Here is a 13,469-nt window from a genome sequence, read left to right as displayed (position 1 = left end):
TATCAAAAGGAAGAAGTACGCCAATTAATTTTAATTTACTTATAGAGATAATTTATGAAAAAGACTGTTATTGCCGCAACTATTATTACAACAACACTATTTTGTACAAATGTATTTGCAAAAGATGGCACTATCCGCTTTGTTGGGGATATTGTTGATAGTCCATGCGTTGTGAATCCAGAAAGTCAGGATCAATTAGTAAGATTAGGACAAGTAAAAAGAGCATCATTACTAAAGGATACAGTATCTACTCCAGTTCCATTCCAAATTATTCTTGAAGAATGTGATATTACCGCGGATGCAGGACTATCTGTTGAAGTTGGTTTCACAGGAGAGGGAGCTGAAGAAGCGCCTGAATTAATTACTCTCAGCGGTGCTGGTTCAGCTAAGAAAGTCGGTATTCAATTACTAGATGAAACGGGCTCAGCTATTGCTTTAAATACAGAAACTTTTACAAAAGAAAATTTAGTAGCTAATCAAAATATCCTAAATTTCGCTGCTCAATATAAAAAGATCGGTGAAAATGTTGAGATCGGTCATGCTAATGGTACAGCTGATTTTAATCTAACATATAAATAATATTTAATTTCTTACTGAGTAAAAAACACTCAGTAAGAAATTTCCATTGGAAACAATAACTATGAAATTAAAATATTTTTGTATGCCATTTTTATCATTATTATTATTTTTTTCGGTCTATGCAAATAGCCAAGGCGGAATTGCTGTTAGTACAACACGAATTATCTATAATGCTGATAAAAAAGAAGCTGCAATCTCGATCTCAAATAGAGGCATAGAAAATTATTATATAATTCAATCTTGGATTGAGGATGTTGCTGGAAAAAAAGTTGATGATTTTATATTAACACCACCATTATTTAAACTTAATGCTAACAAAGAAAACATGGTGAGAATTATAAATAAAACCGCATTACCTCAGGATAGAGAAACTGTATTTTGGTTAAATATGAAAGCTATACCTCCAATTCCAAAAAATGGTTTACAGAATGGCTTACAAATAGCCATAAAAACAAAATTAAAACTTTTTTATCGTCCTAAGGGGTTATCGGGAACTCCTTTTGAAAGTGCTAAAAAAATCATATGGAAAGAAAGTAATGGATTTTTATCTATAGAAAATAATTCACCTTATAATATAACCATTGATAACCTATTAATAAACAATAATAAAAACTCGTTCTCAACGATGATCCTTGCATTCTCATCAGAAAATACATCAATAAAGATAAAAACAGGTGACAACTTAGCATTTAAAATAGTTAACGATCTTGGAAGTAAAAGTGAACAAATAACTACCTCGATAAAATGAGAATATTATGTCATCAATAAATAAGAAACTATTACCTCATACATTAAATTTGAATAGAATATCAATTCTGACGTTATTAATTACTCATTCCATATATTCTGATGCAAATATTAACCCTAGTTTTTTAGAAGGTATAGATGACAATATAATTTCTAGTTTATCTCAATTTGATAATAATGATGAATTGCAACCTGAAGGAGTTTATAATGTAGATCTTTATCTTAATAAAGAAAAAACTGAGCAATCAACAGATGTTAAATTTAAAAAAATAAATATTAATAATAAAGATATTTTGTTTCCCTGCTTTACACAAAAACAACTCAGTGAATTAGGGATTCTACCCAGCAAAAAAAATAAAAATGAACAGTTAGCCGATAATCCACAATGTATATTGTTTCATGATGAATATCCTGGAGCTTCTTTCGATTTTTCTATCGAAAAATTACAGCTATTTTTATCTTTTCCACAATCATCACTCAATAACCAAGCACGAGGATTTGTATCTCCCGAGCTTTGGGATGATGGTATCAATGCATTAACACTAAATTATCAATTTTCTGGACAAAAATCGGTTAACTCAAAATATAATAATAATAATCAATTTTTGAATCTACAAACCGGTATAAATGCAGGGCCATGGCGATTTAAAAATAATTCTACTTGGAGAAATAATAATAGTAATCAACAATGGAATAATATATCTAACTATGTAGAACGTGGTATATCCTCAATAAAATCAAGAATATTTATTGGTGATACTAACGTTTCTGATGGTATTTTTGATAGTGTTAATTTCCGAGGTATTAAATGGGTTTCTGATGATGAAATGTATCCTGAAAGCCAACGTGGATTCGCCCCCACAATTCGAGGTTTTGCAAAAACGAATGCATTAATTACTGTAAGACAGAATAATAATATTATTTATGAGAAGACAGTTACACCTGGTGAATTCGTTATAAATGACCTCTACTCATCCTCTGGAAGTGGCGATTTAATTGTAACAATAAAAGAAGAAGATGGAACTGAAACACGTTTTATACAACCTTATGCAACCGTTCCTCTATTACAACGTGAAGGACGTTTAAATTATACGGCAGTAGTCGGAAAATATGAGAATAATAATCAAGAAGAACAACCCTACTTCTCTCAATTTTCATTGTTATACGGTTTATCCGATGGATTAACATTATATGGTGGTAGTCAATTATCTGGTGATTATCAGGCTGTTAGTTTCGGTATTGGTAAAAATTTAAAATCATTTGGTGGAGCTTCTATCGATATAACATCATCAAATTCAAAATTTAATGATGAGAAATCAAAACAAGGACAATCGCTACGCTTCTTATATTCTAAATCATTTTCTGAGGTAGGTACTCATTTTAGCTTAATGGGATATCGTTATAGCACCAGTAATTTCTATACATTTAATGAACATAATTCAATATATCCAAATAATAATCAAACTGATGAACAAGGATATCTTTTTTCAAATAGATACCATAAAAAAAGTCAATTTCAATTATCTGTTTCTCAAAGTTTAAATCAATACGGTTCATTCTATACAAGCTATATTCATCGCAGTTTTTGGAATAATGAATCGACACAAAGAATACAAGTCGGCTATAACACATCGATTAAAGGCATCTCATATAATATGTCTTATGGACATGAAAAAAGTTTATCTAATAAAAAAAGTGATAATAATATTAGCTTGACCGCCTCAATTCCATTGGATTTGTTAGATAAAAAAATGTGGATGACAGCTAGCTATAATAACAGTAGTAATAATAGCTATAATACAAATATTGGCGTAAATGGAACATTATTAGAGGATAATAACCTCTCCTATCGTATTCAGCAATATTATAATAATAATAGTCGCAATCTAGGTGGTAGTACAAACTTAAATTATAAAGGCACTTATAATATATCAAATATTGGATACAGCTATTCTAAAGATAATAATACCTTAAGCTATGGTATCAGAGGTGCCATTATTGCTCATGAGGATGGACTCACTTTATCTCAACCATTTTATACGACTTCTGTACTAGTTTCTGCACCTGGTGCAGCACATGCTCGAGTTAAAAATAATACCGGTGTATCGACTGATTATCGTGGGTATGCTTTATTGCCCTATTCAAGTCCATATAGAAAAAATAGAATTATGCTAGATGCTACCACCCTTGGCGATAATATAGATTTAGATGAGACTGCTGTAACTGTTATTCCAACCAAGGGGGCGATAGTAAAAGCCAAGTTTGCCACATCAATTGGATATCGATTTTTAATTAAACTAGATAGAAATAACAAATCAAAAATTCCTTTTGGATCGGCGGTATATATTAACAATAATAATATTGTTGAATCTATGGTCGGTGATAACAATGATGTTTATTTAAATGGAATTGATAAATTAGAAAACATTAAAGCTCAATGGGGTGATAATGATTTTTGTATTGCCAAATTCAAAAATTTAACAGCTGACGACCTTAAAGAAACTAGCAAGAATAGTATTGGCGGAATCATTCAATTATCTGGTGAATGTCTTTAACTTTATAGGATTAATATGAAATTTTCTTTAATAACTGTCTTATTTTCAGTATTGATATCATCATATTCATTCGCAGATAATGATCTGCTTGATTATCAATGTACTGAAACCTATACCCCATCAAATTGGGTTTTTGACTTTGCCGCAATCAATAATCCGGAACAAGAAATTGAGCAAGTAAATAATGCGGCTAATGTTATTAATGTACGTTGTAATTGTGTTGAAAATCAAAATTCTAATGGATATCTTAAAACTATATACACAGAAATACATCCAATCAGCCAACCAGCGATAAATTCGCCAGTAAAAGCATCGTCAGGCGAAATTTTATTACAAACAAATAGCCCATTTGTGAATTTTTCAGGATTAGTAACTCTGGGTTATGCTAACGCACCAGGCTCTTCAACCACTTATTTAACTGGTAATTTAATGAGCATGGATATTCCAACATCGGGAACAATGAAAATTTGCCAAGAGTCCCAGCCTGAACAAAATATATTTGTCCCAGCCGCAACGACATCTAAAATGCGAATTAAATTATACTTATTACCAGGAGCTACTGGTGAAATAACGATTAATCAATTTGTTGCAGAAGTTTATTTTGGTGTTGCTGCTCATGCAAGAAATTATAAAGTTTATGATATTAATCTTACTGGTACGATATCATTACCTACCTCATGCGAAATAAAGACGCCTTTAACCATTGATCTGGGGGATGTTCCTGCGAATGCGTTTAAAAATATAGGAGAGCAGCCTGAAGACTGGAAATCTGTAAATATACCTGTTGATATAAAATGTGAGAATATAAATGAAAATATTAAAATAAATATGAGATTGACCGCAGAAACAAACGCTAATAAACCTAACTCAATTGCAACTATTAATAATGAAACTAACAAGCCTATTAATAATTTAGGCATAGTTATCACTGACGAAGATAATAATATTTTAGAACCTTCAAATGAAAATAGTAATATTAAAGTTAATTTAAACGAACAAAATGAAACTACTATTAATTTACGTTCATATCCAACAAGAACATCAGGTAACAATTTATCACCTGCCGATTATTCAGGCACAGCCACTTTATTACTAACTATTGACTAATTGGACTATTAATCATGAAAAGAATTCTTTATTTTTTTATTAGCCTATTCTTAATTCAATATGCCACTGTTACATATGCTAATGTTAGCGGCGATATTAATTTTATAGGACGAATTACTCCTGGTGAATGTGAAATAGATTTTATTGGTGAAGGTGGCACTGTAAAACTTGGTGACTATAAAGCGAGTGAGTTTCCAGAAATTAATAGTACTTCACCTCCTATTGATTTTCAAATACAGCTAATTAACTGTATTGGAATATTTAAAACTTCATTGATTTTTAATGGTGAAGCATATCCTACAGATAATAATATATTTTCTCTTAATAAAGGAGATGAACACACTGAAGGCTTTGGGCTCGTTATTTATAATGGAATTTCAGATAATCCAAATACACACAGCCCAATAATACCCGGTGAGGAAAATATTTATACGACAGATTCACCTTCTGTTGAATGGAGTGGTCCCAAATTAACTCTAATCTTAAATTTTTTCGCTTATTATATTAGAAAAGAAAATATGATTAAACAAGGATTAGCAGAAGCTGCCATGACAATAGATTTTGAGTTTTCATAATCACAACTTGTTTAGTCTATTGACTATATATATTGTTAAGGAAAACAGTAATGAAAAATAAAATATTTTTTCTTTTATTTAGCTTATTTGTTAGCTGCTCGACATTAATACAAGCAAAAGATGGAACTGTTTATTTTAATGGTGATATCATCAATAGCCCTTGTGTTGTTGCTACAGAAAGCAAAAATCAAATAATAAACTTAGGTCAAATTGCTGTTGCTAAATTAATTAATGGAGGGGTGTCAATACCAAAACCATTCCAAATTATTTTAGAGGATTGTTCCATAGAATCTTCACCTATTTTAGCAATATTATTTACTGGTGAAGGTGATATCCATGCTCCTGAACTCATTTCATTAATGGGAACTGGCTCAGCTAAAAATGTTGCAATTGAACTACTTGATTATAACGGTGAACATATTTCCTTAAATGGAAAATTTACCATTGCTCAAGAAGTTAAACAGCATCAAAATATATTAAATTTCTCAGCTCGTTATAGAAATACCACTGAAGTACCTATATCTGGTCATGCTAATGGAGTTACCGATTTCAATATTATCTATAAATAAGCCATTAATACTATAGAACAATATCTATAAAACACTGCTATGGCTATTTTATCTTGGAGAAAAATTAATGTGTGATTTCGCTAGTAATATTAATGTTTATATAGGTCAAGCAATACGACGAGAAAGAAGAAAAAACAATATGTCAATGAATGAGCTAGCCGCTAAAATAGGAATAAGTCAGCAACAAATGTCAAGGTACGAACTTGGAACGGTAAAAATAACAGTAGTCTTTTTATTACAGTTATCTGTTATTTTTAATATTCCAGCCGCACATTTTTTAGAAGAAGATTTTTTTTTACATATCGATAAGCTCGATAATTTCATTATATATTCAATGAATAAGTAAATCGTCCATTTAACTAAAAAATCATTATTCCATTAATTTAACTAATATTAATATAGTTAGATCTATCAACCATACTCTTATACTAAAGCTTTATTTTTTAGAGCATGGTTGATATTTTTTTAATTACCTATATATAATTAAAGATAAATAATAAAACTATCAACAATTACCTATTGAATAATATTTATCGAAAATTACAATATACTTATTACTTTTCTTTTTTAAACGTTCGTGTTTAAAAACTTGGTTAGGTAGTAAATACAGTACATAAGGCTCTACATCAATATCTTCCTGACAATTTTCATGTAATAGTACCCTAAAATAAGTATTCCCTGTGTTTTTTAGTATTCCATCCTTTTCATTGAGAACATACTGGAAGTTAGCATTTTTAGGCCTTACGACAAAATATGTTTCTAGACTAACGGTAGGATAAAATAATGACTTCTTCTTTTTAGCTTCATCATGTTGCATTTCAAGTGGTGTTTCACTAATAGTTATTTTATAGTAACGCTCTTTATCATCTTCTTTTCCTCGATAGAAAATTTTAAAAAATTCTTGCTCACCCGGCAATAAGATTTTCTTGAGTGGTGTAAATATAATTTCACCATTCTCAACCGGTTCTCCACTCTCATTGTTACCAGGCCTATCAATTTTATAAACGTTAAAGTTATATAAATTAGTTTTCGTTGTATTATTAATATATGGTTTAGAATAAAATTGCTGGGTGGATTCCATTGAAGAAATATCGGAGTTAATATATAATGCATAAGAATTATTATATAGTAAAAAAAATGATATTAATGATAGAGCTTTAATTAATAGCTTTAATTTCATATTTAAATCTTCAAGATCAAGTTTAAGAAAGTATTATTTTAATAAATATAGCTACTTGAAGATCAACAAATAGCTTAAGCATCTTATGATTAAACTTATTGAATATCAGGCCCCGTCCAAATTGCTTTTACGGTCACCAATCCACTTGCAGAGACAGTACCTAACCAATCGACACCATCTAAGCTAAACAATGAGTACGAGTCATCCATCGGAAATGATAAATCTAAATTCATTCTATAAAAAGTACCCATATCTTCATTAGGCTTATCCCATGGAGTTGCTTCCCATAAGGCATTTTTCAAGGAAATTTCATTACCGTCACAACTGGCTCTATGTAACCCTTTTGTTCCATCGCTATTCGTGAATCTAAGATAAGCGGAAAATGGTACTTTAATTTGGTCATCATCTGAGCTAAAGAGACAAAAAGGTTGGCCTTTTAAAGTTACTATTGGTCCATCAACTTTAGCTGTTATCGAATCTGCTTGTCTAGGTCCACTTGTCGTCACAATATAATTAAACTCAATTGATGGTTCATTACTCCCGACTTTTCCAGTTTTAGACTGATTGGGATTAAAATCGGCCGGAATAATACTAATTCCATAATCTCGAGGTTTTATTATGAGCGTATTTGATGGTGTAAATTCATAATATCCAGATTGAGGCACAGCAGTATTTGTAAACGAAAAAGTGAAAAATTCTTGACTATTAGTAAAGTCAACACCTGATGTAATTAATCGTTTTAAAAATGTATTTGATAAGAATATAGAAACATGGTTATTCGTACTTTTAACATAATAATTTGCTGGATATGTAGTATTATAATTATACCAACTATTACTACCATCGTCCGGGCCAATTAGTATTGTATTAGCTGCAGGAGTAAACGGTATTAATGTTCTATTTATTGTTAATCCTAATCTAATGTTAGCAAATATATCGCCTTTTGTTTCATGGTCAATAACTTGGCAGATAATACCATTTTGATTTGATATAATCCCGATACGGCAAAATTGAGATCCTAAGCCTATATTTGGATTACCATTAGTATCAATAAAAATTTCTTGTAAGGCACCTGTTGATGTTAACTTTATATGTCCTGATTTTGTTATATTAAATTCATGAGAGGCTATAATATTACCACCAACACTGCGACAAGATTCACCTTTACTTGGATCATAATCAATATTAGTCATACAGGATCTATAGCTATAGGTCTCTGAAACTCCTACGGGTAATTGAAGAAAATATTGATATGCAGAATCACTGAATATTCCTCGTGCATAGTAAGATTCGCCATTAATATTACTTTGTCTTATTTTATAAGCACCATCTTTTCCAATATATTGAGCAGGCCAGTAACCACTATTATCTAAACAATAGCCTCTCATACACCGATTCCCTGTAAATGGTTTGTCAATTTGTGAATTTTCTAGCCAAATATCTATATTCTGATTAGCTTGAATTGATGTATTAACATACCCCATATAGCCGAGACTAAGCTGTGAAGAACTAGCATACCGAGTATACTTATTTGATCCAGAAAAACGAGGATCTGTTGTTCTTGGTGTAATGAAGAATTCGTTATCTACATTATTTTCAATAAAAACGTAGCTATTAGTTACATTTGTTCCTTGAGCGCTAAAACTAATAAAATAATTAATGAAGACACATATCGTTAATGTAAGAGGTAAAATTCTTCTCATAAAATAAGCCCTATTATCTTTTTGCAAATGCTTCTTGAGGCTCACATGTTACTTCGCCTACCCATAAAGCACCGCGTGCACCTTGAAGGTTTAAATCTGCTTCACAAATCGTCCGTTGATCGTCTTGTAATAACGATATCACTGGATAACGGACATCTACATCCATCGAAAACTCACCATTTTGGTCTGTTTTTGTACGGCCAATATGATTTCTAATTGATGCATATTTTATATATTCACCTTCTGGTGATTTTAGTCGGCCAAATACAGTTACCAACTGCCTAACTTCTGGTTGATAAAGTGCAATATTTCCCGGGTACAATACGACAGATTTATTTCGACCCGAGACAATATCAAAACTGTCTGACGACTGACCACTATTCATTAATTGAATTTCATAATTTGAGTATGGTGGTAATGGAATAAATGTATTTTTTCCACTAATTGAATAATTCTGTCCATTAACCTTAGCGACCATGCTTCCGCTGCCTTTAATATCAGAATTAATAATAACTCCCGATTTACCTTGCTGCCCACTTGGCGTAATCATACCGTCGCTATAAGCAATAGAGCCTCGTGATGTTAAGTTACCATTAAGGCGATTATTATCCGGGCGATTAATTGTCACTGTACCTGAGTTATATTTCATATCATAAGAAGCATAGCCCAGCGTTGAAAAATCTGATTCTCCGTTATCTTTATCATGTACTAATTTAGAAACAGAAAGCCCTGCATTAGTGATTGCTGAATTCTCAAAATTCTTATTGGCATAAATATTAGCTTTAAGGTTTCCATTAGTAGAAGAGATACCTGAGCTTAACCATGTAGAAAGTGGTAAAGAGAAATCAAAGTTAATATATTTTTCATTAGTGCTATTTTGATTATCATAGTGATAACGCTGCACACCTGCTCTTAATCCAACAACACCATAACGTCCGGAAAATAATGTATTCGCATATTCATAGTTAATTGAATCGCTACCAATACGACGGTCTTTCGTATTACTAATAGTAAATGAACCTGCGCGATCAATAATCTTATCTAAATTAAACGTTCCACCATAAGAATAGCTATCCGCATCATAAAGTGGTAAATCACCCTTAATAACAGTCTTTTCTCTTGATGCCCACAGTGAGCCATATCCTTCAGGAATACTAATGGATATAGTCCCGATATTACGATAGCTACCATGATTCTCCAACAAGCCCTGCCAAGAAACAGATAAATAATCATTAATAGATGCATTGAGACTAGTTTCTTGGACAAGAAATTTATCAAATCCATAATTTGACATTTGAAACCGGATCCCAGATAAAACAGGAAAATTATAAGCAAAAGAAGCTCCTGCTAAATAACTTTTATCTGGTGTTCGACCATGTGAATTATCGCCTCTTACATAATTCTTCTTATCGAAGTCCACATAGCCACCATAAATTTCCCAATTTAATTTATCAAAGTTACCGGCTATGGCTCCAAAAGATTTATTAATAGTTTGATTCTGAGTTGTGACAATTTTACCATCTACAACTGTCTCAATCGTTACTTCGTAAATACCATACGGTAGAATACTAGTGTCAACTTCATAATTACCCATTGGGAAATTTTGAATATTTAATAATTTTCCTTGGCGATAAATACGAACTTCACCTGGGCTATTTAAAAAAGCATAAATTGGCGTTAATGATTGTTGTTTATTATTAATAATACTAGAAGAGTTATTCCCAATTGAAGCTGCATAAATTTTGCTACTACTAAGTGCGGTTAAACTAGCAATTGACTGTAAATTCCATGTGCTCATCAAACCAACCACAAAGCGTAATCCATTAAAATCACGCTCATACATAGCCCGATAAAGTTCAACATTAGAATTGGATTTTCCAATACTATATGCCGAAGCATTCACATTAAAATGATTCTCTGCTATAGCAAATAAAGTATCTAAATTAAAATAACTACTAGATGAGTTTTTTGCATTTTTTACTTTGCTTTGAAACACCCCTAAATCATAATTCGCTACAGCTGAAAGTGAATTAACTGAAGAACGACCTAATACAGATTGTCTTGAATGTTCTTTAGGCACAAAAGCGGATTTATCTACATCTAATGATAGATTAAATGATGAAATATTGAGTTGAAGTAATGCATCACTATCAATAATGATACTATTATTTTCATCAAAATATACATTTTGTGTATTTTCTAGTTTATCAACTATTAAATCTTTTAATTTAGGTCCCTGTGTACTGTCAATAAAGTGAATACTCGATAACTTAATTTTATCTTGATCAATTACAATAACTGCATCAGCAATTTTGCCTTCACTCTGATTTTTTTTAGCATCGTCACTTAATCGTAAGAAAACTGGTATAGACATGCCTTCTTCCAATGCATTTACAAATGCAGGAGGAATAACATATCCACCAATTTTAATGCTTTTCATTTCATTGGCATTAATCGTATTTGAAAAAATAATACTTAATATTGATAAAGCAATAACACTCTTACGCATGATTAAAGTCCATTCTTAATTATTTGACAATAATGAACTCTCCTTTATGCCAAATACCTACGCTAGATTTTTTATTTGTAATATCGACAAATTGTAATTTAACGGCTAAATGAGGCATAAGGTAATAACGCTCACGGCAAATACCGTCAACACCGTATTCTTTTTTTTCAGGTAAGCATGGACCTGATGCTACAACACGAAATGAACTGTTTCCAACATTAGACACTTGAGAATTAATATATTTATAATTAAATTTTTCAATTCTTGGAGCTACAACAAGGATGGTACTAATTGTTGCTGAAGTTGTTGCTGATGCTGACTTCGCACTTTGTGTAACCCCATTTTCACCAATAGGATCATCTCTCCAATTTAAACGATAATACCGTTCTTTATCATCCTTTGGACCTTGATAAATAATTTTAAATACATCCTTTGCATTACCAGGAAGAATTAAATTGGCCGGTGTAGATAATATTTCGTTGGGATCATTAACAGAGATAATCTTTCCATTCTCTAGAGGTGAATCTATTTTCTCAATAGTTAAATTAACTAATCTTGCTGTATTTACAGTATTTTCAATTTCTTTTGCTAATGTATCTCTATCTGAAGATATTATCTCAGTAATATTTCCAACATTTACAGCCAAACTACTTTTTATGGGTAATATTGATAATAGTATTAATGCTGAAATTATTTTTTTCATAGTAATCAGTCTCTAAATAAAATAACGATAAAGATATTATTTCCCTATAGTATCTTTATCGTAATATTCAATTATCTAATAGAGGGATAATTAATTATGCTGCTGGAGTTTCAGGAGTTTCAGGAGTAGCAGGGGTAAAATCACCGTCCCAAGTTGCAGTGAACTGAACTTTAACATCACCATCCCATACACCATCAGGCAATGCTTTAAAATCTGTTGGTGAACCAGCTAATTCTGCACTTGCAATTACAAAAGTAAATTCGCCGCGATCAGTTGCACGCTCAGTACCATTATAGATACCATCAGCCGCTAAATTATCTAAACCAGAAGTTAAGCCTGCTGATGTATCAATTAATACGGTATCTGTATTTTTATTTAAATCTTCACCATTCCATTTAACACCAACTGTTAATTTAGAATCGTCTGTTGTTCTTGCTAATGTATTAGAAATAATTTTTGATGCTAATTTAAAATCAGTTGCGCCTGATTGACCTTGAATAGCAATATCAAAAGCACCATTTTGTTGGTTAAAATTCTTTTGACCTTCAGCATAATTAAAGGTTAAGCTTTTTAATGGCGTGACAACTAGCATACTTGTAGTATCTTTAATTGCTGTTGCTTGCCATGTAGCTGTTGCTTGAGCAGTACGCGTTTCTGCATTAGCAACTGTAGCAAAAGAGGCCGCTATAATTGTTGACAAGACAACAGAAATCATTTTTTTATTTAACATATTATTCTCTCTATTAATATCTATGACTAAAAATTAATTACATAATGTAAAAAACACTTTAAATGTGTTTTTTACAAAACATAATCAACAAACAATCAAACTATTATTTGTTAATTTCCATTAAATTATTTAATGGAAATTAGATTGTGAGAAGTGATTATTTATTTTTCTTTTGAAATAATACTTTCTTCAATAAATTTTATTACATCACTCTATTTCTTATCTAGAACTATTAATAGTTTTTCTAATTGATCCAATGTAATTGAAGTTATTCCTATTTCATACCGTGAGATTTGTTGCTGGCTAATATTCATTAATAATGCTAATTGTTTTCCTGTCATTTTCTTTTCTTTACGAGCTATTCGTAAAAAAGCACCTACTCGACTACTAATTATATTAGATTTCATTATTTGCACTCCAATATAAAAATAATTAGTTGTTCGTTTAATTGGTATTCATAATAGATATATTGAAATAAGAGTAAAAACGTTTATATCGATCGAATTTAGTTA

General features: G+C 31.1%; 13 protein-coding genes. 7 read left to right on the top strand and 6 right to left on the bottom strand.

Going from position 1 to position 13,469, the window contains the following annotated elements:
- Positions 1-54: 54 nt before the first annotated feature.
- From MNY66_RS00585 to MNY66_RS00555, 7 genes are all read left to right on the top strand, one after another.
- Complete coding sequence (locus MNY66_RS00585) at positions 55-579, top strand: fimbrial protein (RefSeq protein ID WP_241501236.1); 525 nt, start codon at positions 55-57, stop codon at positions 577-579.
- Between the two features lie 61 nt (positions 580-640).
- Entirely contained in the window at positions 641-1,327 is a 687-nt protein-coding gene (locus MNY66_RS00580) for a fimbrial biogenesis chaperone (protein WP_241501235.1), read from the top strand.
- A 7-nt stretch (positions 1,328-1,334) separates the two neighbouring features.
- Positions 1,335-3,881, top strand: a complete 2,547-nt coding sequence (locus tag MNY66_RS00575; protein WP_241501234.1) for a fimbria/pilus outer membrane usher protein — start codon at positions 1,335-1,337, stop codon at positions 3,879-3,881.
- 15 nt (positions 3,882-3,896) lie between these two features.
- On the top strand, positions 3,897-4,988 hold the full coding sequence (locus MNY66_RS00570; protein ID WP_241501233.1) for a fimbrial protein: 1,092 nt from the start codon (positions 3,897-3,899) through the stop codon (positions 4,986-4,988).
- A 14-nt stretch (positions 4,989-5,002) separates the two neighbouring features.
- A complete protein-coding gene (locus MNY66_RS00565) occupies positions 5,003-5,563 on the top strand; it encodes a fimbrial protein (RefSeq protein ID WP_241501232.1) in 561 nt (186 codons plus the stop codon).
- A gap of 50 nt (positions 5,564-5,613) precedes the next feature.
- A complete protein-coding gene (locus tag MNY66_RS00560; RefSeq protein WP_241501231.1) occupies positions 5,614-6,132 on the top strand; it encodes a fimbrial protein in 519 nt (172 codons plus the stop codon).
- 67 nt (positions 6,133-6,199) lie between these two features.
- A complete protein-coding gene (locus tag MNY66_RS00555) occupies positions 6,200-6,478 on the top strand; it encodes a helix-turn-helix domain-containing protein (protein WP_241501230.1) in 279 nt (92 codons plus the stop codon).
- Positions 6,479-6,637: 159 nt separating this feature from the next.
- On the opposite strand, the gene MNY66_RS00550 is transcribed toward MNY66_RS00555, so the two are convergent.
- The 6 genes from MNY66_RS00550 to MNY66_RS00525 all read right to left on the bottom strand — a co-directional run bounded on the left by MNY66_RS00550 (position 6,638) and on the right by MNY66_RS00525 (position 13,364).
- Positions 6,638-7,312: a fimbrial protein gene (locus MNY66_RS00550; protein ID WP_241501229.1), complete on the bottom strand. Its 675-nt coding sequence runs from the start codon at positions 7,310-7,312 to the stop codon at positions 6,638-6,640.
- Between the two features lie 95 nt (positions 7,313-7,407).
- Positions 7,408-9,015: a hypothetical protein gene (locus MNY66_RS00545; RefSeq protein WP_047255980.1), complete on the bottom strand. Its 1,608-nt coding sequence runs from the start codon at positions 9,013-9,015 to the stop codon at positions 7,408-7,410.
- 13 nt (positions 9,016-9,028) lie between these two features.
- Complete coding sequence (locus tag MNY66_RS00540) at positions 9,029-11,524, bottom strand: TcfC E-set like domain-containing protein (RefSeq protein ID WP_047255979.1); 2,496 nt, start codon at positions 11,522-11,524, stop codon at positions 9,029-9,031.
- Positions 11,525-11,543: 19 nt separating this feature from the next.
- Complete coding sequence (locus MNY66_RS00535) at positions 11,544-12,227, bottom strand: EcpB family pilus assembly chaperone (RefSeq protein WP_047255978.1); 684 nt, start codon at positions 12,225-12,227, stop codon at positions 11,544-11,546.
- 94 nt (positions 12,228-12,321) lie between these two features.
- Positions 12,322-12,957 (bottom strand): common pilus major fimbrillin subunit EcpA, encoded by a 636-nt coding sequence (ecpA, locus tag MNY66_RS00530; protein ID WP_047255977.1) that lies wholly within the window; start codon positions 12,955-12,957, stop codon positions 12,322-12,324.
- Positions 12,958-13,169: 212 nt separating this feature from the next.
- On the bottom strand, positions 13,170-13,364 hold the full coding sequence (locus MNY66_RS00525; protein ID WP_241501227.1) for a helix-turn-helix domain-containing protein: 195 nt from the start codon (positions 13,362-13,364) through the stop codon (positions 13,170-13,172).
- Between the last annotated feature and the right edge of the window lie 105 nt (positions 13,365-13,469).

This window comes from Moellerella wisconsensis (genome assembly GCF_022592395.1).
Lineage (GTDB): Bacteria > Pseudomonadota > Gammaproteobacteria > Enterobacterales > Enterobacteriaceae > Moellerella > Moellerella wisconsensis.
This window is presented reverse-complemented; position numbering and strand designations above follow the sequence as displayed.